The following is a 20771-nucleotide window of genomic DNA, read 5'->3' as shown; positions in this document are numbered from 1 at the left end:
GATTCTCCCATGATCCCGACTGGGTCTTTGGCGTGGAGGCCCTTCGACGGGTCTTTGGCGTGCGGGCCCTTCGACAGGCTCAGGCGAACGGGTGAGGGCTCAGGTCGAACGGGTGAGGGCTCAGGGCGACGGTTCTTGTCCGTTCGTCCTGAGCCCGTCGAAGGATGAACGGCCTGCGCTCAAGACGCGTCGTGCTGTCCGTCAGCCGCTGCCTGCGCCGCCGCGCGCAGCTTGTCCTTCTTGCTTGGCCGCTTGCCCTTGACGCCGCCATTGCCGTCGGCCGCGCCGGCCACGGGAGCAGGGATTTCCTCCAGCGGCTCGAAACCTTCGACGATTTCGCGCGGCAGCGCCAGATGCTGGCGTTTTTCTATCAGCTGCCAGTGGGCCTCGCTGGCCGGCGTGACGAAGCTCACGGCCAGGCCGCTTTCGCCCGCGCGGCCCGTGCGGCCGATGCGGTGAACGTAGTCGACGGCCGAGCGCGGCAGATCGTAGTTCACCACCACCGGCAACTGGGCGATGTCGATGCCGCGCGCCGCGAGGTCTGTGGTCACGACCACCTGCCAGCGCTCGGCCTTGAACTCTTCGAGCACCTGCTGGCGCGCGCCCTGGCTCAGCTCGCCATGGAAAGGCGTGGCGAAGACGCCGTTCTTGTAGAGCTTTTCGGCCACGATGTTGGCCGTGTGCTTGGTCGCCACGAACACTAGCACGCGCGTCCAGGCCGGGTCCTGGAGCATCTGGCGCAGCAGTTGCGTGCGCCGGCTGGTGTCGACGGCAACGGCGCGCTGCTCGATGATGGCCTGGCTTTCGCTGGCGTCGGTGGCGATGTCCACGCGCAGCGGGTCGTTCAGCAGGCTTTGCGCCAGCGCTTCGACGGCCTGCGGGAACGTGGCCGAGAAGAACGCCGTCTGGCGCTGCTTGGGCAGCAGGGCCAGCGTGCGCTGCAGCTCGTCGGCAAAGCCCAGGTCGAGCAGGCGGTCGGCTTCATCGAGCACCAGCAACTGCACCTGCGATAGGCGCAGCGCGCGCTGATCGACCAGGTCCAGCAGCCGGCCTGGCGTGGCGACGACGATGTCGGCGCCGCCGCGCAGCGCCATCATCTGCGGGTTGATCGACACGCCGCCGAACACCACGGCGATCTTGGGCGGCTGGGACAGGTTCTGCCCCAGGCTGCGCAGCACTTCACCGACCTGGGCCGCGAGTTCGCGCGTGGGCACGACGACCAGCGTGTGCACGCTGCGTGCGCCGCCGCTGGGCTGGGCCAGCGTCAGGTTCTGGTGCTGCAGCAGCGCGGGCAGCGCGAAAGCCGCGGTCTTGCCCGAGCCGGTGCGCGCCGAAGCCCAGACATCGCGGCCTTGCACGATGGCGGGAATGGCCTGCGACTGGATGGGCGTGGGTTGGTCAAACCCCAGTTCACTGGCGGCGCGGGCAAGGGCCGGGGAAAGGCCGAGGGAAGAAAAAGGCATGTATGGGCAAAGAAAGTGGTGGGCGTGAAAGCCGGGCGCGCACAGACGCGGGCCAACGCCGGTAATGGGGGGATTGTGCGCCAGCGGGGCCGCAAAGCCCCGGGACAGGGCCTTTGCTCGGCAGCCGCTACATGCGCAGACAGCGGCCCAGCATGCGCAGCCAGTCGGACTTGCCCAGCTTGGGCCGGGTATGCAGGCTCTGGCCTTGCAAGGCATCCACCTTGTCCAGAATGCGCAGTCCGCCTTGCACCACCAGACGCAGTTCCCAGCCCGCGCGCCCGGGCAGGCGGTGCACCAGCGGCAGGCCTTGCAGCATGCACTCGCGCGCCCAGCGCGCGTTCTCGGCAATCAATTGCCGGTTGGCGGGCGTGCTGGCCAGCGCGGCCAGTTCGGCGCGGCTGACCCCGTGGCGCGCGCAATCGGCATCCGTGAGGTAATGGCGGCCGCGCGGAATGTCCACGCTCAGGTCCTGCCAGAAGTTGATCAGTTGCAGCGCGCTGCAGATCGCATCGCTTTGCGCCAGCGCCTTCTCGTCGTGCACGCCGTACAGGTGCAGCAGCAGCCGGCCCACGGGATTGGCCGAGCGCCGGCAGTAATCGAGCAACTCGGCGCGGTCGGCATAGGTCTCGCCGGCCGCGGTCTTGTGGATGTCCTGGGAAAAGGCGCTGAGCAGGTCGGCGAGCAGCGGCACGGGCAGCCCATGCGCGCGGATGGCATGCTGCAGCGGCCCGAACACCGCGGCCCAGCGCGCGCCCGGCGCCCGGCCCGCGGCAACGGCCAGCAGCTCTTCGCGGTAGGCATCGAGTTCGGCCAGGCGTTCGGCGGGCGTCGCCTCGCCTTCATCGGCGATGTCGTCGGCGGTGCGCGCAAAACCGTAGATGGCCGCGATCGGCTGGCGCAGCTGCGGCGGGCACAGCAGCGAAGCGACGGGGAAATTCTCGTAGTGCGTGACAGGCGCGGCGAGGGTTGGAGCGGGGGAGGGTGGCTGGGCGGGGCGGTTCACGCCTTGATTGTCGCTTGACAAGTGCGCGCGCCTTTCGATAATTACTAACCATTGAGTCATTAGTGACCATTCCCACAGAAAAGAGAAGGCGCGCAGACCTTTGTCGTTTGAGTTGTGTTGTGGGCCGTTGCCCCTTTTGCGACGATTACCCGGTGGCGTCGCGCCGATGGCGCGGCGCCCGTTTTTTGAGCACCGCATGCCCTCCTTGATCCTTTCCCGGCCCCGTTGGGTCCTTACCACCGTGGTGCTCGCCTGTGCGCTTGCCGCCTGTTCGCGGCCTGCGCCCGCGCCCGAACCCGTGCGCGCGGTCAAGCTGCTCGAAGTCGGTGTGGGCGTATACGACGCGCAGACCGAGTACGCAGGCGAAGTGCGCGCACGCATCGAATCACGGCTGGGCTTTCGCGTGCCGGGCAAGCTGGTCGCACGCCAGGTGGAACTGGGTCAGCAGGTCAAGCCCGGCCAGTTGCTGGCGCAGCTCGATGCGCAGGATTACCGGCTCGCGGCCGATGCCGGCCGCGCCCAGGTGAACGCGGCGACGACGCAGCGCGATCTCGCCGCTGCCGATCTGCAGCGCTACCGCACGCTCAAGGCGCAGAACTTCATCAGCGGCGCCGAACTCGAGCGCCGCGAAGCCACGCTCAAGTCGGCCCAGGCCAGCCTGGACCAGGCGCGCGCGCAGGCCGCAAGCCAGTCGCTGCAGACCGATTACACGCGCCTCGTGGCCGATGTCGCGGGCGTGGTCACGGGCATAGATGCCGAGCCCGGCCAGGTGGTTTCCGCGGGCAGCCCCGTGGTGCGCATCGCCCAGGACGGCGAGCGCGACGTGGTGTTCTCCGTGCCCGAAGACAAGATTGCGCGCGTGCGCGCCGGTCAGGCGGTGGCGGTGCGCCTGTGGGCCAGCGACCAGCGCTACAGCGGCCGGGTGCGCGAAGTCGCGGCCAGCGCCGATGCCGTGACGCGCACTTATCTTGTCAAGGTCGCATTGGAGCGTGCGCCGGGCCAGGCCTTGCCGGCACTGGGGGCAACGGTGCATGCGCGCCCCGAAGGCATGGGCGCGACCGGCGAGTCCGTGATCAAGCTGCCGACGACGGCGCTGCATCAGGAGAACGGCGGCTCGGCCGTGTGGGTGTTCGACGCCGCGTCGAGCACCGTGCGTTCGCAGCCCGTGGTGGTGGCCACGGCCGATGGCAACGAGATCGTGATCTCCCAAGGCCTGACGCCGGGCATGCGCGTGGTCGCGACCGGTGGCCATGTGCTCGCTCCCGGCCAGAAGGTGACGGTGTACCAGAGCCCCGTCGAAGCCGCGCGCGCGGCGTCGGCCGCCAAGGTGCCGCCCGCTGCCGCCACCCCGGCAGCGCAGCCCGTTCCCGCCACCCGCTGAGTCCGCCATGAATCCACAGCAGCCCAAACAAGGCTTCAATCTCTCGCGCTGGGCGCTCGAGCATGTGGCGCTCACGCGCTATCTGCTGGTGTCCATCGTGCTGCTGGGCTTTGCGGCCTATTTCCAGCTCGGCCAGGATGAGGATCCGCCGTTCACGTTCCGCGCGATGGTGGTGCGCACCTACTGGCCCGGCGCCACGGCGCAGCAGGTCGCCGAGCAGGTCACCGACAAGCTCGAGCGCAGCTTGCAGGAGGTGCCCTATGCCGACAAGATCCGCAGCTACTCCAAGCCCGGCGAGTCGCAGATCATCTTCCAGCTCAAGGACAACTCCAAGCCTTCCGATGTCTCCAATCTCTGGTACACGGTGCGCAAGAAGATAGGCGACATGCGCTACACGCTGCCGCAGGGCGTGCAGGGGCCGTTCTTCAACGACGATTTCGGCGACGTCTACGGCGTGATCTACGCGCTGCAGGGCGAAGGCTTCACCTACGCGGAGTTGAAGAACGTGGCCGACGACGTGCGCCAGCAGCTGCTGCGCGTGGCCGATGTCGCCAAGGTCGAGATGTTCGGCGTCCAGGACGAGAAGCTCTTCATCGAGCTGTCGCAGCTGCGCCTGTCGCAGCTGGGCCTCGACATGAACCAGGTGCTGGCCCAGCTCGACCAGCAGAACGCGCTGCAGAGCGCAGGCGTGGTCCAGGCCGGCGCGGAGCAGGTGCAGGTGCGCGTCGCCGGCCAGTTCAATGCGGTTGACGACCTGCGCGCCATGCCGATACGCGGCGCTTCGGGCGCGCAGCTGCGCCTGGGCGACATCGCCGAGATCCGCCGCGGCTATGTCGATCCACCGACCGTGAAAGTGCGCCACCAGGGCCAGGATTCGATCGCGCTGGGCGTGGCCATGACCAAGGGCGGAGACATCATCCGCCTGGGCAAGGCCTTGCGCGCGGCCAGCGAGCGCCTGGCCCACGAACTGCCCGCGGGCATGCAACTGGTCAATGTGCAGGACCAGCCGCGCGCGGTGTCGAGTTCGGTCAACGAGTTCATCGCGGTGCTGATCGAGGCCGTGGCCGTGGTGCTGGCCGTGAGCTTCATCAGCCTGGGCCTGCACAAGCGCCCCGGCGAGCAGCGCTGGTGGCGGCGCTGGTACATCGATCCGCGCCCCGGCCTGGTGGTGGGCATCACCATTCCGCTGGTGCTGGCCGCGACCTTCCTGGCCATGTGGTACTGGGGCATAGGCCTGCACAAGATCTCGCTGGGCTCGCTGATCATCGCGCTGGGCCTGCTGGTCGATGACGCCATCATTGCCGTCGAAATGATGGTGCGCAAGATGGAAGAGGGCTACGACAAACTGCGCGCGGCGACGTTTGCCTACGAGATCACGGCCATGCCCATGCTCACGGGCACGCTGATCACGGCTGCGGGCTTTCTGCCCATCGGTCTGGCCAAGTCCATGACCGGCGAATACACCTTCGCGATCTTCGCGGTGACCGTGGTGGCGCTGGTGCTGAGCTGGCTGGCCTCGGTGTTTTTCGTGCCCTACCTGGGCATGCTGCTGCTCAAGCGCCCGCCGCATGCGCCCGAGGCGCCATCCGAAGAGGTTCTGGCCGAAGCGCCGCCCGAAACGCTGGCCGCCGTGGCGCTGGGCGCGACACCGCCCGCGAGCCAGCACGAAGTGTTCGACAGCCCGTTCTACAACCGTTTCCGGCGCACGGTCGACTGGTGCGTGGAGCACCGCTGGATCACCATAGGCGCGACGGTGCTGGTGTTCGCGCTCGGCCTTTTCGGCATGTCGCGCGTGCAGCAGCAGTTCTTCCCCGACTCGACGCGGCTCGAAATCATGGTCGATCTGTGGTTCCCCGAAGGCACGTCGTTCGTGGCCAACGAGCAGACCACCAAGGCGGTCGAGCAGCGCCTGCTTGCCCAGGACGGCGTCGAGACCGTGAGCACCTGGTTCGGCTCGGGCGTGCCGCGTTTCTATCTGCCGCTGGACCAGGTCTTTCCGCAGACCAACGTCTCGCAGTTCATCGTCGTCGCCAAGACGCTGCAGGAGCGTGAACGGCTGCGCCGCCAGCTGCCGGGCATGCTGGCGCAGGACTATCCGCAGGCGCGCGGCCGCGTGACGCTGCTGTCGTCGGGCCCGCCCGTGCCGTACCCCGTGCAGTTCCGCGTCAAGGGGCCGGACCCGACCACGCTGCGCGTGCGTGCCGACGAAGTCAAGCAACTGCTGCGCGAAAACGCCGACATGCGCGGCGTCAACGACAACTGGAACGAGTCGGTCAAGGCCATCCGCCTCGAAGTCGACCAGGACAAGGCGCGCGCGCTGGGCGTGAGCAGCCAGTCGATCGCCCAGGCCGCCAACGTGATGCTCAGCGGCGCCACCGTGGGCCAGTACCGCGAAGGCGACAAGCTGATCGACATCGTGCTGCGCCCGCCGCTCGACGAGCGCGATGCGATCACCGACATCGGCAATGCCTATCTGCCCACGAGTTCGGGCAAGTCGATTCCGCTGACCCAAATCGCCAAGCCCGTGATGGCCTGGGAGCCTGGGGTTCTATGGCGCGAAGGCCGCAGCTATGCGATCACCGTGCAGGGCGATGTGCGCGAAGGCCTGCAGGGCGCGACCGTGACCGAAGCGCTGCTGCCCGCGCTGCGCGAAGTCGAGAAGCGCTGGCATGCCGAAGGCGCGAACGCCTATCACATCGAAGTCGCGGGCGCGGTCGAGGAAAGCTCCAAGGGCGCGTCGTCGATCGCCGCCGGCCTGCCGGTGATGCTGTTCCTCACGTTCACGCTGCTGATGCTGCAGCTGCACAGCTTCAGCCGCGCGCTGCTGGTGTTCCTGACCGGCCCCATGGGCATTGCGGGCGTTGCCGCCGCGCTGCTGCTGCTCAACCGGCCGTTCGGCTTTGTCGCGCTGCTGGGTGTGATCGCGCTGATGGGCATGATCCAGCGCAACTCGGTGATCCTGATCGATCAGATCGAAGTCGACCGCGCGCGCGGCATGCCGGCCTGGGACGCGATCATCGAAGCCACCGTGGGCCGGCTGCGTCCCATCGTGCTCACCGCTGCGGCCGCGGTGCTGGCCATGATCCCGCTGTCGCGCAGCGTGTTCTGGGGCCCCATGGCCGTGGCCATCATGGGTGGCCTGGTCGTGGCGACGGTGCTGACGCTGCTGGCGCTGCCGGCGATGTATGCCGCGTTCTTCCGCGTGCGCCGGCCCGAGCCGGCAGCCTAAAAACTTGCACTCGATTGCAAAAAATGCTGTGTCAAACAGGTAAAATAAGCGGTTGACCTAAGGTCTGGCATCGCGCCAGACCACCGCGCGGGTGGCGAAATTGGTAGACGCACCAGGTTTAGGTCCTGACGGTAGCAATACTGTGCGGGTTCGAGTCCCGCCCCGCGCACCACAGTTAAAGCGGGGAAAACCATTAAAAATCAACCACTTGTGGTTTTTTTTGGCTTTCCTTTCTTTTCATTCGTTCTCATCGCTTTTCACTCGTTTTCACCGATGGAGTTTGGGAAATCCGGTAAGCGAGCGATGTGGCGTACTGGTGACATCTTGCCGGGGCAACGGCCCCAACTAGGTTGATACGCATTTCATGAGTATGTAGTCGAAACACTTGCCGGTTCTGATGGCTATGTTTCCGGGCGTGGTCATGCTCAACGTCGAGCAGGCAGCGACCATTCTTCATTGCGCCAAGGGGCACCTGTACAACCTTTGCAGTGCCAATCGCTTGCCCTTCAAGCTGTCTCGGAGTGTTGACAACCGCTTCCTGATTTTCATCGTAGAGTTGGCGGCGTACAGGGACAAGACCACGCTGTCCGACGCTATGCCCGTAGCAGAAAGCGAGCCCGTTGTCGTACCAAGGCGCAAGCCGGGACGTCCTTGTGGTTCGACCGGCAAGGCGAAATCGCGGCTGTGATGGAGTTCCAGAGCGAGCTCTTGGGCGCTCTGGGCATCAATCAATCGACTGAGATTGCAGTGTTGGAGTTGGAAGCTCCGCGCGTTCCCTTCTGTGCAGACTTGGCCGGCTGGCTCATGTCAATGCCTTTGGGGGCTGATGGCTTGCAGCCGAAGAGAGGCAGGAACCTGCGCAGGTGCTTTGGCTGACCTGGGCTGAGGGGCTGTCTGCGATATGGCAAGACGAGTCCGCGCGTGTGGGCTGGCTGAAAATGGCAGACCAATCTGCCCCCGGATTGCGGCAACGCGCAGAAGCCATCCGGCACACCCTCCTATCCAGCATTTGAGGACGTTAATCGGCCAGGTTGACCGGTAGTGGCAACTCGTCTTTATCCACCACGAACCTATCCAGCGCAGCACACACACTGAATGCATTCAGTTCCGACGACATGTGGCTGGCGATGAGTTCTGGCAACTGGCGGAACTCCATAGCGGCCTTGGCCAGGATGTTGGGATAGGGCCTGCAAAAGTCCACGCCCTGTTCCGTTGCGAACGCTTCCAGGCATTGCAATGCCGCGGTGGCATCGCGGAGAAGTAGGAAGTCAGGCCGAATCCGGGGGGGGGCGAGAGGCGTGCATCCAGCATGCCGGAATTGGCGGGAGGTCGCATCGACTGCTTTACTCATCTCGTACCCAAGATGTCCTTAGAGTATTCGTCTGCTGATGCAGAAGCACACTGCACAGAAACGACGAAAAGCTCATGAACGGATAATTCTTTGTAATTTACATGCTGCTACAGAATTTGCATCGTGCGAAGATTGCTCATCAGCGTTCTAGGAGAGGGACATGTTCAGCAAAACGGTCGCAGTAGCCGCCCCATCACTTAACCCGAGGTCCGGATTGGCGACTCTGTCCGGGGGGCGGCCAGGGCAGCAGTGGCGCCAACTCGCGGTGAGCTACTCATCATGAGAATTCACGACTTCGTTCGCGACCATGTGTCGCCGGTCAATACGGTGATTTTTTCATCGGTGACCGTGGCTGGAATTTTGGACTTCCTGGCGCCCCGAGCACCGTTCCTTAGTTGGCTCAGCTATGTGCTGGCTGGCTTGGTGCTATTGGCCATGATGCTGGAAGTGTGCGCCTTGCGCTCTGGCACCACGGAACATGCTTGGTACGTGCGCGCTCTGGGCAGGCTGCGCGAGCCTCCCGGCCCGTTGTGGAAGTCTCCGGGCTGGCAGGTGTTCGGCATCGTCGTCGTCATCGTCTTGGTGCTTGGGCAAGCCTCCAAAGCGCGCGCCGATAGGGGGGGGCTCATCGCCAGCGCTGCTCCTGGTGTGCGCAGCGTGCAGATGGTCTTGCTGGGCGTCCAGCAGGACACCCAGTACATACGTACAACAGTGGACAGCATGGCGCCCAAGGTCGATGCCATTCAGGCATCCGTGGGCACCATGGAGGCGATGCTCAAGGAGCCCCGCGACTACTTAGGGGAGGGTGACTACCCCTACCTGCAAAAGCTCGTGGCGTCTGGCAAGAAGCTGCCGCAGGACCAATGGACGCTGCTGTTGGGCTTGAACCAAAAGCGGCCAGACCGCTTCGACCTGCTGCGCCTTTACGTTGACCATGGTCTCGACCTTCGCCAGCCGATGCCGGTCTTGTCCAATGTGGTGCTGGGCTCGCGCATCAATGACGTTGCGACGCTCCGCAACTTGGATAAGCTGGATGCTTGGGCTGCGAAGCGCACTCAGATGCGAGGTGTTGGGCTGGCATCTGTGTGCGACCGGATGGACCTTTTGGCTTACGCGTACATCGCAGAAGACAAGCCGCTTGCGGATTGGCTAATCCAGCAGGGGCTTAACCCACAACAGCAATATCCCTGCGGATTTAGCGAAAAGTCTTGGGCCATGAGTACTCAGAGCCTGCAGGTAATTTTGGCCCCTTAGTCTTTCCACGAGGAGAGTTGGCTTGCTCAATGGTCGTTGTGCCAAGGTGGCATAGAAGTTTGCATCTTGGTCCTCTTGGCTTGCATGGGGTCAACTCGTTTTAGTGGTCGTTTTTCCAGATGTTTGACAGTTCAATCAGTATTTAATAAATATTTAAGTTTCTAATTATCAAAATATATGGCTTATCCTCTTAATAAATATGATGCAGGTAAGAACTTTATTCGCTACACAGGGAAGGTATTAGCCGTTGAAAGTCACAGAGGTAATTATGTCAGCGCGACGACGGAAAACACAATATACCACGGTAAAGTGGTTAATATACAATCTAATGGCTTCAAGTCCACGACAGTGAAAGTCATGCTGCCAACTGGTCGGCACAAAGAATTTGATGCCCAAGGAATAGAGATGCAAGAGGGAGATGAAGTTGAATTTGTAGTTACAGAAAAGAATAGCCCAATCTACGCTAAAAATATTACAACAGGAATTGAAGAGGTAGTGCAGCCCATGTACCATAGGGATGGTGCAGGCGCTTTTTTTGTAGTTGTTATGGTTTTGGGTATTTGTGCTGGCCTTTTTCTAATATTCACAATGAATTTGGTTTTTAAGGGGGTTATCTGTGTCGGGGCTTTTGGAGCTGTCTTGCTTTATTGCTCGAAAAAATGGCAGGATGGTGTTAATTCTTCCGTGTTGGAGTTTCAAGATAAATTGCTTGCAACAGGTGTCGCGGTTAAGAGTTTTAAATCGGTAAGCATTCTTTAATATTAGCTTGCCAAGATTGCCAGTGCTATATCAACTGGGCGTGTCCCGCTCGGAAGAGAGTTTTTCAATGAAATCAGCTACTGTCTCGGCAATAACCGCTGGTCTTTGTTTAGTTCTTATGTCGATAGCATTGGACTCGGTGTCGGCACAGCCCTCGTCCATTCGAGCAGCATGCGGCGGAATTCTTGGTGCGCCGATGGCTCAGATTGCTAAGCCTTATCAGCAGGTAGTAGCCGCGTTGCAAGGTGCCGAAGCCGGGTGGTGCGCGATGGCCGCCGAGCAAGATGCGAATACACCCGAGAGTGCGGCTATGTGGGAGCTTGTATCAGCGGCATATGTCCTGCATGCCTTGCGTGGCCGCAAAAACATCACGCCAGCTCGGCAGGGTGCTCTACAAAGTGTTTTGGCGAACGTTCCAGGCATGGGCAAGCCGCCCATTCGTTTGCGAGACATTGATACAGCCTTCTATGTGCATGCGCGGACACTCGCGGCAGCAGATGGAAGTACTGCGCAAGTGACGCTGGATGGGATGCAACAGTATGCCCCGGCCATCTTCCGCGCGTTGATGAGGCGCTCGGTTCGGTGGGGGGGGCGGGTGACAACTAAGGCTGTGGCATGCTGTAATTTAGTCGGAATTTTGTTGAATGTGGATATTATTGGCCTGCTGTTTATAATTATTTATGATTAACTCTATGATAAGTGATGATGTCTTGAGTCAAAAGGTTGGAACTGGCGAAGTTAACTATACGTTGATGGAGGGGGTTGTCTATGACCACACAAAAATAACCACTGTAGCTACTCATGTGCCGAGTTAGATTCTCGACTCCGCCACAACAAGTGAATTCTCTTCACATGAATCATGGATAAAATGGAGCGACACGTCTGTTCCAGACCTGGTTGTAAAAATTCCAGGCTATATCGTGGGTCATAGAGTCTTAATGCTCGGAGCCGAATGCACGAACCAGAATGGAAAAAAGTTGCCGTAAATAATTTGGCGATTTTCAATTTGAAATCTAAAAAAAGGTATCTTTGTTATAAAACCATTCCGAATGGAAAGGCGAACCTCTATCAATATGATGCCAACGATTTGGACACTCTTGGCAATTGTTGCATGACAAAGCGAGACCTCTTTTTTGCAAAATTTATACTTTTAGTGCTGTCTGTATTGGGGGTAATAACTGTCATTTCAAGTTACATAGGCGCAAAAAGCATCCTTACGGCGCTTTTTTTGCAGTCTTGGTAATCCTCGCTGGCGGCATATGTGCAACGTTTTTGATGGGGCAATCAAAATCCATTATTGCAAATAGAATCTGGGAAATCGCGAAAATTCTCAAGTGTGATTTGGCGCCCAGCCTGAAGTGAATTTACTGAAATGATCAGGGTATCCAGTTGAGGAGTTGGCATAATTTGAAAATCCCTGGGGCATTATTTCTGCTCAAATTTCACCCTTAACAATGCAGACTGTCGGTTCGCCTCAACAACAGCCCGCAGCCTTGGTGACACTAAATCTGCATGGCCCAGCCAGGCGAGGCGCAGTCGGTCATCCTGCCAGACCGCTGCCAGGGCCTTGTCCCACGACATCCATCGAATGCTGCTCTTGCCGGACGCCAAGCGTTCTGCAATGGAGGTCAGTTCCTCATCCCAGCCGTGCGACATCACCAGGCCGTCTGCGGTCATGAAGAACGGTTCGTCCAGCGCCTCCACCTCGACCATCTCCCCTATGGCCCAGGCCATTGAGAATGGCTTTTGCTGCTTGCCGTTCACAACCGTGTGTGACAAAAAAGGGCTCGCCCCAGTGGGTTCTGCCGGTGTCTGTGATTGGCGGATGAAGTCCAGTAACTCCCCGACCCGAATACCGCACCTGAACCCCTGACCGTACCTCTGCATTCTTTGCCGTGGGATGAGGTGGGCGCTTTTCGGTTCGCCACCATTCCATGGTTTTGGGGTGAACACCCTGGAAGAACGCTGCCGTCTCGGCATCAAGGGGGACATCCGGTGTCTTGGCCAGTGACCCATGCAGTTGTGCGCGTGCCTGAGAGGTGGCCCCGTTTGTTGGAACACAAATCGCTAAATGATAAGTGGAACCGGTCCGCTCAATCTGCCTGTTGAATCGCCGGCAGCGACACGAAGTAGAACTCATCTGGGGTGTTCTTACCGAGCGAGCAATGGGGTCGGCACGTGTTGTAGAACTCGATGAACCGACCGATCCGCTGGCGCGCATCGCTGACCTACTCGTACGCGTGCAGGTACACCTCCTCGTACTTGTTCGTGCGCCACAGCCGTTCGACGAACACGTTATCGCGCCAGGCCCACGCCCGTCCATGCTGATGGCCACCTCCCGGCTCTTGAGCGCATCGGTGAAGGCGAGGCTGGTGAACTGCCTGCCCTGGTCGGTGTTGAAGAACATGTCGCGCAGCATCCTTGCGCCCGTGAAAGGGTGCTCCAGATGCAACTTGTCGATGCGCCGCATCAGCCGTTGATCGGCCTCAGGCGCCGTCCGAGGCACGTAGCAGGCGCTGCCCCGGGAGATGTTGAGCAGCTCGGCTTGGCGCTTGATGTGCAGTTCGTGATCCGGCTTGATCATTTCTTTCCGCTCAGCAGTCCGGCCTTGTCGAGCGCGCCTGACAAGAAATCAATCTCCAGCGCCCTGGCCGATCTTGGCGTGCAACTTCTTCAGATCGGCCTTGGGTTCTTCAACATGCTCTGCACCGAACACGCCGGCCGCACGCTCGAGCAACTGGTCTTTCCCGTCCGTGATCTGGTTCGGGTGCACGTCGTGCTGCTTGGCCAACTCGGCCAGTGTCTTCTCTCCACGAATGGCATCCAGCGCCACCTTGGCCTTGAAACCGCAGAGTGATTGCGGCGGGGTCTTCTGATCTTTGGTCTCCTTGCAGCCCCGATCTTCAGGGCAAATCAATGGACCGAGCTCTGACTCATCGCCGTGTTCAGTTTTCCGGGGCCGCCTCTCCCTCGCGCACCAGAATAGAAAAGTGCCGACTCTCACCGAGTCGCGCATTCCAAGCAGAAAAGGCCGTTTCCCCTCTGGGAGCGGCCTTTTTTTCTGCGCGCTGCGCCTACGGTTTGGAAAGTGCTCTCTCCAGATCCTGTTTTTCCGACAGGAGTCGGTCCAGGTTGGCTTGCAGGCGGCGTTGCTCCGTGTCGCACCGGGTCGCTATAGCTTGCATTTCGGCGCTGAGTGATTGCTCCCAAGTAGCGCCTGCCAGGCTGTTGTCAGCGAGTGTCTTGCGATTGCGTACTGATTCGATCTCAGCCTGGCATTGAGCGTCGGCGCGAAGAATCTCACCTTGTGCGGCGCCAATGGCCAGGTTGTTGAGCGTTGAAAGGCGATTTTCCTTGGCGAGGCGGGCTGACAAGTTGTTCAGCCTGTCGGCCTCTGTGATGGTCGGCGATGCTGCGGCTGGTGTCCCGGTGCCTATAACAAGCGGCTCAGCGCCCGCTCCCGTCAGCGCCTGGGGTTTCGGCGCATTGCCCGACGCAGGGTGAACATCGTGCTTTCCTCCCTGGTTTGCGCCGGCGCAAGGGATTTCCTGAAAGGTGGTGCGCCCGCTTGCGTCCTGGCATTTATAGACTGCCCAGGCCGGTGTGGCGGCCATCAATATCAATAAAGCGATGTTGACCAGTTGACTTGACTTCATGGGTTGCTCCGGCGGTGACTGTAGTGTTTTTAGCACATGGCGCCATGGCAGTCCGCAGCCAGTCGCACCGCGGTGACATCGCTGTGCAGAGTGCTTCCCTTGCCGGTGGCTTCGGTTCTGGCTGCGGGTAAGGGTGTCGGCGTGGCCTGCCTGCGCTCGCCCATTTGCGTCAAAGTAACGGATAGTAAAAAAAATGTTCGCGCTTCACACCCAAGAGCCGATCATGCGCCTACAGTGCCTAAAGAAAAATACAGGGCAAAAATGGTCGCATGGATTATTGGTATCGGCATCTTTGTCGTGCTGGTGGGTTTGATCATCTGGGGGATCGCGACCCTGTCTCGTGACATGGACGGCTATTGATGCGGTTCATGCAGTTTTTTCCAGCGGCGGTTCATTCCGGGTCCACCACCAGATCGCCCGCCACGGCGCGGATCCGGGGTTCGACGTAGTAGCCGCCGTATTCTGTGTAGCGCAGAAAGACGCGCGCGCAGGACTTGCAGGCCCAGATGTCGCAGCGGTTGTAGGGGTGGTAGCTGACGGCAATGGGCGCATCCTCGGACCAATAGTTGCTGCGCTGCGGGTGGTACTCGTCGAGCGTGGGTTCAACGGCAGCCCCATCGGTCTCGCGCAGCGTGCCCACCTGCGCCAGAGCCTTTTCTTCAAAAGTCGAAGGCAGCGCTTCCCAGCCTGGGCAGCGCAGTGCACTGCAGGCTGCGCATCCTGTGTGGGAGCCGGCGCTGGCCGCTTGCCGCAGCATTTGCGCAGTCCAGCGCGAAGAACTTTGTTTGGTGGTCATGCGCCTACCTTAGCGCAAGGTAGGGGGGCCGGCGCCGAAATCACTCACGCCATGCATGGCTGCGCGCACGGGTGTCGCCGGGTGTCATTCCGTCGCGCGCTTTTGTCGCTTACCATCGCCTCCACGAGTCTTATTTCAAGACGATATCGGGAGAATTTATGGCCAAAGAACAGCGCAACGAGAAGTTGTCCAAGAAACCCAAGAAGGACACTTCGGCTCCCAAGACCGGCAGCCCTTCCGACCGCCCCATGGCGCCCGTCACCTCGGTGATCCCGCGCGGCAAGGACAAGAACAAGTAAGAAGCAGGTCGGCTTGCTTCCCGTGGACCATGCCTGCCGGTTTCGCCGGCGCGTGGCGGCCACGGTCTCACAACGCTGCCGACACGCTGTCCGCAGCGTGCATCCCGGCGCGGCAGGCGTGCACCTGCTGAGTTTTTCCCGCGTTCGCATTGCGCCTTGCCACGCCTGCGGCTGATCGTCGCTGCCACCGTGCGGTGATCGCCGCGCTTTCCCTTTTCGCGCAACCTTTCGACGTCTTGCCTGCATGCTCAGGGCGGAGCCGTTTTCCCGAGCGCTGCGGCATGCCTGTCCTGCCGCCCGATATTCACTGTCGGTTCGTTCCACTCGCTGAAGCGATTTTTCCGCGTGCATATACTGGTATTCAGTGAGTTATTGGTATTTTCCCTGCCAGAATTAACTTGCATGGAGTTTGATTCGATCTGCCAATTGCTGGAGCTTTTGTCTGGCAAGAAAGTAGGTGCTTGACGACATTATCGAAATTAAGCGGTTTATAGAATTTAACCGTGCATATCGTTCTTTGCACTTAACTTTCAAGGAGATGAAAATGGCTGTCAATAACCCCCATGGTCATAATCAATATACCGACAAGAAGAAGACGGAGAATGCGGATCCGAGCAAGCGCACGACGTCGGGAAGCTCCGCCGGAACGCGCGGAGGAACCAGCGAGCAGCATGCAGAAGCCGGCCGCCAGAGCCACAAGAATGACGACAAGTCTTCTGGCCGTCAGGGTCAGAAAAGCGACGGCTAAGAGGCCCTGAATTCAACCGGATCATTATGTGAAGGTTGAATTCTTTCTTGGTGGTGAAATGAAATTCTGGAGATATTCAAATGGTTTCACGTAGCTATGAGGAAAGTGATTATCGGCGAGGGCCGCCGAATGTACGCAATGAACCCAATCACCTGTGGCGGGGAGGTCGTGATGACGACGATTACGCCTACCCGCCGCCTGTTTACGGCCGTGAAAATGCCGGGCCGCAGGAGCGCTATCCGCAACGTGCGGACTATGGATATCGTGATATCGACCAGCCTTGGCGTGGTGGTGGCGATGTCTATCGCGGTTATGAAGGCCGCGGCAATTACGGCGGCGACCCGGGCTACGAAGCCGGGCGCCATGCTGGCGCATCCCGGCGCAGCGCGGCGCCTTATGACGACGCGCCGGCATACCGCCAGCGCAGTTTTCCGGCTGCCTACGGCCAGCGCGGGGAGACCGGTCATGAAGATCCCGCCCGATATGGCGCGCAGGAGCGCGAAGGGCGCGATAAGTCGCGGCAGTTCGATTCCGACTACCACCAGTGGCGCGACGAACAATTGAATGCGCTGGATGACGATTACCGCGCCTGGCGCGGCGAGCGCTACCAGAAGTTCGCCGATGAATTCAGTCAGTGGAGGTCGGGGCGCTCGCGCCCCGAGGAGGAGAGCCGCGGCAAGGGTGCGGACAAGGAGGGCTCCGGCAAGAGCAAGTAAGCAGCAGGGGATTTTCTTCAGATGCCTGGGCGATGGTGGTTGCCCGGGCATTTTTTCCTCGCGGCTCGAAGTTGCGTGCCGCTGAAACGAAAAAAGGACTTGGCAAAGCCAAGTCCTTTTTTGAATCAATGGTCGGCGAGAAAGGATTCGAACCTTCGACCCCTTGCACCCCATGCAAGTGCGCTACCAGGCTGCGCTACACGCCGACGAGAATGCTATTGTATGACAAACAATCCACTGCTTTTGGCAAATCGCTGCTTTTTTCACAAACAGCGGCCTGCGCAGCCGTTGAGCGACGGTTTCCGGCGGCAAAATCAGGCTGCGGGGCAGGGCGTGCGCGGCGCGAATCGGCGCTGCGGCGGGGGCGATACAGCCCGCTGGGCAGCGGTCGCAGGGTTTCCCTTGCCAGCCTTGCGCCAGGGAGGTTTGCCCGCTCGCTATAATTGCAGATTCGATTTTTAGTGCGCGAAGCGCTTTCATCCTGTGTGGATTGGACGCCCGCTGCCTAAGCTATTGATTTTCTTGGTGTGCGGAAGTCTCCGCGCACCATCCATGTGAGACTTTGCGGAACACGGTGCAGGCTGCACTGCAGCCGGCACGGTCCACATATCCCTGATTAGGAAGAACCATGGCCGTTACTGTTGAAACCCTCGAAAAGCTCGAGCGCAAGATCACGCTGAGCTTGCCTTTGTCCGCAATCCAGTCCGAAGTCGAAACGCGCCTCAAGCGTGTTGCGCGCACGGTCAAGATGGACGGCTTCCGTCCCGGCAAGGTCCCCATGAACGTCGTGGCACAGCGCTACGGCTACTCGCTGCAGTACGAAGTGCTGAACGACAAGGTCGGCGAAGCTTTCGCCCAGGCCGTGAGCGAAGCCAAGCTGCGCGTTGCCGGCCAGCCCCGCATCACTGAAAAGGAAGGCGCACCCGAAGGCGAAGCCCAGTTCGACGCCGTGTTCGAAGTGCTGCCCGAAGTCAAGATCGAAGATCTGTCGACCGCCGAAGTCGACAAGCTGTCGGCTGAAGTCGACGACGCCGCGATCGACAAGACCATCGACATCCTGCGCAAGCAGCGTCGCACGTTCGCCCAGCGCGCGCAAGACGAAGCGGCTGCCGATGGCGACCGCGTGACCGTGGACTTCGAAGGCAAGATCGACGGCGAAACCTTCGCTGGCGGCAAGGCCGAAGACTTCCAGTTCCTGGTCGGCGAAGGCCAGATGCTCAAGGAATTCGAAGACGCAGTGCGCGGCATGAAGACCGGCGAAAGCAAGACTTTCCCCCTGGCCTTCCCCGAGGACTACCATGGCAAGGACGTTGCCGGCAAGACCGCTGACTTCCTCGTGACCCTCAAGAAGGTCGAAGCCGCCAACCTGCCCGAAGTCAACGAAGCCCTGGCCAAGTCGCTGGGCATCGCCGACGGCACCGTCGACGGCCTGCGCGCAGACATCAAGAAGAACCTCGAGCGCGAAGTCAAGTTCCGCCTGCAGGCGCGCAACAAGCAAGCCGTGATGGATGCACTGGTTGCCAAGGCGGAACTCGATCTGCCCAACGCCAGCGTGCAAGCCGAAGTCGCCCGTCTGCTCGAAGGCGCACGTGCCGAACTCAAGCAGCGCGGCATCAAGGACGCCGAAAAGGCAGAAATCCCTGAAGACGTGTTCCGTCCCCAGGCCGAGCGCCGCGTGCGCCTGGGCCTGGTGGTCGCCGAGCTGGTGCGCGCCAATGAACTGCACGCCACGCCCGAGCAGCTCAAGGCCCATGTCGAAGAGCTGGCCGCGAGCTACGAGAAGCCCGAAGAAGTCGTGCGCTGGTACTTTGGCGATCGCCAGCGTCTGGCCGAAGTCGAAGCCGTGGTCGTTGAAAACAACGTCACCGAATTCGTGCTGGGCAAGGCCAAGATCAGCGACAAGTCGGTGTCGTTCGACGAACTGATGGGTCAAGCGTAAGCCAGGTGCCCTGTTTCCCATGAAAGCGCTGCGCTTTTGTGGGAAAACCCTAGTTTGGGGCTTGTGCTTTCGTGCACAGGCCCCATTTCTTTTCTGGGTACAGTACCCCCATTGAATGGAGAAAACATGAGCGCACTGGATACACAAGGCCTTGGCATGGTCCCGATGGTCATCGAGCAATCGGGTCGTGGCGAACGGTCTTACGACATTTACTCGCGCCTGCTCAAGGAGCGCGTGATCTTTTTGGTCGGCCCGGTCAATGACCAGACGGCCAACCTGGTTGTCGCCCAGCTGCTGTTTCTGGAGAGCGAAAACCCTGAAAAGGACATTTCGTTCTACATCAACTCTCCTGGCGGCTCGGTGAGCGCGGGCATGGCGATCTTCGACACCATGAACTTCATCAAGCCCGAAGTATCGACACTGTGCACCGGCATGGCCGCGAGCATGGGCGCATTCCTGCTGTCGGCAGGGGCAAAGGGCAAGCGTTATGCTTTGCCTAACTCCAAGGTCATGATCCACCAGCCACTGGGCGGCATGCAGGGCCAGGCCACGGAAATCGAGATTCACGCACGTGAAATCCTCAAGACCCGTGAGCAGCTCAACCGCGTGTTGGCGGAGCAGACCGGTCAGCCGCTGGAGAAGATCCAGCGCGATACCGAACGCGACTACTTCCTGTCGGCGGACGAAGCCAAGGACTATGGTCTGATCGATCAAGTGATCAGCAAGCGCGCCTGAGCCTGCGTTCCTCCGGCCGGCGGCGTTTCCCCTGGAGGGAGGCGCCGTTTTTTATTTCGGTATCATCGTTTTCCACACTTTTGTAACAAGGCACCGCTCCCATGGCCGAGAAAAAAGGCACTTCCAGCGAAAAAAACCTCTACTGCACTTTCTGCGGCAAAAGCCAGCATGAAGTGAAGAAGCTGATCGCCGGTCCGTCGGTCTTTATCTGCGACGAGTGTATTGATCTGTGCAACGAAATCATCCGGGACGAGAAGCCCGCCGATGAAGCACGCGACGCGCGTGGCGATCTGCCCACGCCGGCCGAGATCAAGGCGAATCTGGACAGCTATGTGATCGGCCAAGAGGTCGCCAAGCGCACGCTGTCGGTAGCGGTCTACAACCACTACAAGCGCCTGCGCCACAAGGAAAAGGCCGGCAAGGACGATGTCGAACTCGCCAAGAGCAACATCCTGCTGATCGGCCCCACAGGCTCGGGCAAGACGTTGCTGGCGCAGACTCTCGCGCGCATGCTCGACGTACCGTTCGTCATGGCCGATGCGACCACGCTGACCGAAGCCGGTTATGTGGGCGAAGACGTGGAGAACATCGTCCAGAAGCTGCTGCAAAGCTGCAACTACGAAGTCGAGCGCGCGCAGCGCGGCATTGTCTACATTGACGAGATCGACAAGATTTCGCGCAAGTCGGACAACCCCAGCATCACGCGCGACGTGTCCGGCGAAGGCGTGCAGCAGGCGCTGCTCAAGCTGATCGAAGGCACGATGGCCAGCATTCCGCCCCAGGGTGGTCGCAAGCATCCGAACCAGGATTTTCTGCAGGTTGACACGACCAACATCCTGTTCATCTGCGGCGGCGCGTTTGCGGGTCTCGAAAAAGTGATCGAGAACCGCACCGAAGCGTCGGGCATTGGCTTTGGCGCTGTCGTCAAGAGCAAGAAGCAGCGTTCGGTTTCGGACATGTTCCAGGAAATCGAGCCCGAAGATCTGATCAAGTTCGGCATCATCCCCGAGCTCGTGGGCCGGATGCCCGTGGTCACGGCGTTGGCCGAACTCAGTGAAGACGCGCTGGTGCAGATCCTGACCGAGCCCAAGAACGCTCTGGTCAAGCAGTACAGCAAGCTGCTGGCGATGGAAGGCGTGGAGCTCGAGATCCGTCCCGCGGCCCTGCGCGCCATTGCCCGCAAGGCGCTGGCCCGCAAGACCGGCGCGCGCGGACTGCGCTCGCTGCTCGAGCTGTCGCTGATCGACACGATGTTCGAACTGCCCAATACCGACAACGTGGAAAAAGTGGTGCTCGACGAGTCCACCATTGAAGATGGCAAGCCGCCGCTGCTCGTCTACCGCGAAGCCGCCAAAAAAGCCTGATCTTCGCCATGCAGGGCGTTGGCGCAATCCGGCCCCAGGCCGGATTGCGCCGGCTCCAGGTGCCATGCCTTTCAAATG

General features: G+C 60.7%; 19 protein-coding genes, 2 tRNA genes and 1 pseudogene. 14 read left to right on the top strand and 8 right to left on the bottom strand.

The genetic code is table 11. The annotated features are described in order from the left end of the window. Positions 1 to 179: 179 nt before the first annotated feature. On the bottom strand, positions 180 to 1463 hold the full coding sequence (locus tag ACSVDO_RS14475; RefSeq protein ID WP_489593009.1) for a DEAD/DEAH box helicase: 1284 nt from the start codon (positions 1461 to 1463) through the stop codon (positions 180 to 182). A gap of 127 nt (positions 1464 to 1590) precedes the next feature. Then, positions 1591 to 2466: a squalene synthase HpnC gene (gene hpnC, locus ACSVDO_RS14470; protein ID WP_489593007.1), complete on the bottom strand. Its 876-nt coding sequence runs from the start codon at positions 2464 to 2466 to the stop codon at positions 1591 to 1593. Positions 2467 to 2662: 196 nt separating this feature from the next. On the opposite strand from hpnC, the gene ACSVDO_RS14465 reads away from it, so the two are divergent. The 4 genes from ACSVDO_RS14465 to ACSVDO_RS14450 all read left to right on the top strand — a co-directional run bounded on the left by ACSVDO_RS14465 (position 2663) and on the right by ACSVDO_RS14450 (position 7764). Continuing rightward, a complete protein-coding gene (locus ACSVDO_RS14465) occupies positions 2663 to 3847 on the top strand; it encodes an efflux RND transporter periplasmic adaptor subunit (RefSeq protein WP_489593006.1) in 1185 nt (394 codons plus the stop codon). A 7-nt stretch (positions 3848 to 3854) separates the two neighbouring features. Beyond that, complete coding sequence (locus ACSVDO_RS14460) at positions 3855 to 7076, top strand: efflux RND transporter permease subunit (RefSeq protein ID WP_489593005.1); 3222 nt, start codon at positions 3855 to 3857, stop codon at positions 7074 to 7076. A gap of 85 nt (positions 7077 to 7161) precedes the next feature. Further along, a tRNA-Leu gene (locus tag ACSVDO_RS14455) sits at positions 7162 to 7248 on the top strand. Between the two features lie 249 nt (positions 7249 to 7497). Then, entirely contained in the window at positions 7498 to 7764 is a 267-nt protein-coding gene (locus tag ACSVDO_RS14450) for a hypothetical protein (RefSeq protein WP_489593003.1), read from the top strand. A gap of 330 nt (positions 7765 to 8094) precedes the next feature. Here the strand turns inward: ACSVDO_RS14450 and ACSVDO_RS14445 are convergent, their stop codons facing one another. Further along, a complete protein-coding gene (locus ACSVDO_RS14445) occupies positions 8095 to 8427 on the bottom strand; it encodes a hypothetical protein (protein WP_489593001.1) in 333 nt (110 codons plus the stop codon). Between the two features lie 279 nt (positions 8428 to 8706). Between ACSVDO_RS14445 and ACSVDO_RS14440 the strand changes: the two genes are divergently transcribed. The 3 genes from ACSVDO_RS14440 (at position 8707) to ACSVDO_RS14430 (ending at position 11128) form a co-directional block, all read left to right on the top strand. Further along, a complete protein-coding gene (locus ACSVDO_RS14440; RefSeq protein WP_489593000.1) occupies positions 8707 to 9681 on the top strand; it encodes a hypothetical protein in 975 nt (324 codons plus the stop codon). Between the two features lie 177 nt (positions 9682 to 9858). Further along, positions 9859 to 10440 (top strand): hypothetical protein, encoded by a 582-nt coding sequence (locus tag ACSVDO_RS14435; protein WP_489592997.1) that lies wholly within the window; start codon positions 9859 to 9861, stop codon positions 10438 to 10440. Positions 10441 to 10507: 67 nt separating this feature from the next. Beyond that, positions 10508 to 11128 carry a hypothetical protein gene (locus ACSVDO_RS14430; protein WP_489592995.1) on the top strand — a complete coding sequence of 207 codons (621 nt, stop codon included), beginning with the start codon at positions 10508 to 10510 and terminating at the stop codon, positions 11126 to 11128. A gap of 737 nt (positions 11129 to 11865) precedes the next feature. Here ACSVDO_RS14430 and ACSVDO_RS14425 read toward each other — a convergent pair. The 3 genes and pseudogenes from ACSVDO_RS14425 to ACSVDO_RS14415 all read right to left on the bottom strand — a co-directional run bounded on the left by ACSVDO_RS14425 (position 11866) and on the right by ACSVDO_RS14415 (position 14096). Beyond that, on the bottom strand, positions 11866 to 12204 hold the full coding sequence (locus ACSVDO_RS14425; RefSeq protein ID WP_489592993.1) for a hypothetical protein: 339 nt from the start codon (positions 12202 to 12204) through the stop codon (positions 11866 to 11868). Positions 12205 to 12533: 329 nt separating this feature from the next. Next, a pseudogene (locus ACSVDO_RS14420) lies at positions 12534 to 13317 on the bottom strand (integrase core domain-containing protein). A 197-nt stretch (positions 13318 to 13514) separates the two neighbouring features. Next, complete coding sequence (locus ACSVDO_RS14415; RefSeq protein WP_489592991.1) at positions 13515 to 14096, bottom strand: DUF4124 domain-containing protein; 582 nt, start codon at positions 14094 to 14096, stop codon at positions 13515 to 13517. Between the two features lie 99 nt (positions 14097 to 14195). Here ACSVDO_RS14415 and ACSVDO_RS14410 point away from each other — a divergent pair, with 99 nt between their 5' ends. Continuing rightward, positions 14196 to 14456 carry a hypothetical protein gene (locus tag ACSVDO_RS14410; protein WP_489592989.1) on the top strand — a complete coding sequence of 87 codons (261 nt, stop codon included), beginning with the start codon at positions 14196 to 14198 and terminating at the stop codon, positions 14454 to 14456. Between the two features lie 31 nt (positions 14457 to 14487). Here the strand turns inward: ACSVDO_RS14410 and ACSVDO_RS14405 are convergent, their stop codons facing one another. Then, positions 14488 to 14892 carry a hypothetical protein gene (locus tag ACSVDO_RS14405; RefSeq protein WP_489592987.1) on the bottom strand — a complete coding sequence of 135 codons (405 nt, stop codon included), beginning with the start codon at positions 14890 to 14892 and terminating at the stop codon, positions 14488 to 14490. A 158-nt stretch (positions 14893 to 15050) separates the two neighbouring features. Here ACSVDO_RS14405 and ACSVDO_RS14400 point away from each other — a divergent pair, with 158 nt between their 5' ends. The 3 genes from ACSVDO_RS14400 (at position 15051) to ACSVDO_RS14390 (ending at position 16655) form a co-directional block, all read left to right on the top strand. Then, positions 15051 to 15191 (top strand): hypothetical protein, encoded by a 141-nt coding sequence (locus tag ACSVDO_RS14400; RefSeq protein ID WP_332539947.1) that lies wholly within the window; start codon positions 15051 to 15053, stop codon positions 15189 to 15191. Between the two features lie 544 nt (positions 15192 to 15735). Continuing rightward, the gene (locus ACSVDO_RS14395; protein ID WP_332539945.1) at positions 15736 to 15939 is read left to right on the top strand and encodes a hypothetical protein; all 204 of its coding nucleotides are present in this window, start codon (positions 15736 to 15738) and stop codon (positions 15937 to 15939) included. Positions 15940 to 16019: 80 nt separating this feature from the next. Further along, complete coding sequence (locus ACSVDO_RS14390) at positions 16020 to 16655, top strand: hypothetical protein (RefSeq protein ID WP_489592985.1); 636 nt, start codon at positions 16020 to 16022, stop codon at positions 16653 to 16655. 129 nt (positions 16656 to 16784) lie between these two features. On the opposite strand, the gene ACSVDO_RS14385 is transcribed toward ACSVDO_RS14390, so the two are convergent. Continuing rightward, positions 16785 to 16861: transfer RNA gene (locus ACSVDO_RS14385), tRNA-Pro, on the bottom strand. Between the two features lie 422 nt (positions 16862 to 17283). Between ACSVDO_RS14385 and tig the strand changes: the two genes are divergently transcribed. The 3 genes from tig (at position 17284) to clpX (ending at position 20693) form a co-directional block, all read left to right on the top strand. Continuing rightward, on the top strand, positions 17284 to 18594 hold the full coding sequence (tig, locus tag ACSVDO_RS14380; protein ID WP_332539943.1) for a trigger factor: 1311 nt from the start codon (positions 17284 to 17286) through the stop codon (positions 18592 to 18594). A 126-nt stretch (positions 18595 to 18720) separates the two neighbouring features. Continuing rightward, entirely contained in the window at positions 18721 to 19329 is a 609-nt protein-coding gene (clpP, locus tag ACSVDO_RS14375; RefSeq protein ID WP_283771304.1) for an ATP-dependent Clp endopeptidase proteolytic subunit ClpP, read from the top strand. 101 nt (positions 19330 to 19430) lie between these two features. Beyond that, positions 19431 to 20693, top strand: coding sequence for an ATP-dependent Clp protease ATP-binding subunit ClpX (gene clpX, locus ACSVDO_RS14370; RefSeq protein ID WP_332539942.1), 1263 nt, complete (start codon positions 19431 to 19433; stop codon positions 20691 to 20693). The last annotated feature ends 78 nt before the right edge of the window (positions 20694 to 20771 follow it).

Source organism: Comamonas sp. DB36, from assembly GCF_057914905.1.
Note: the sequence above shows the minus strand (reverse complement) of the source record. Positions and strands in the feature narration are given on the sequence as shown.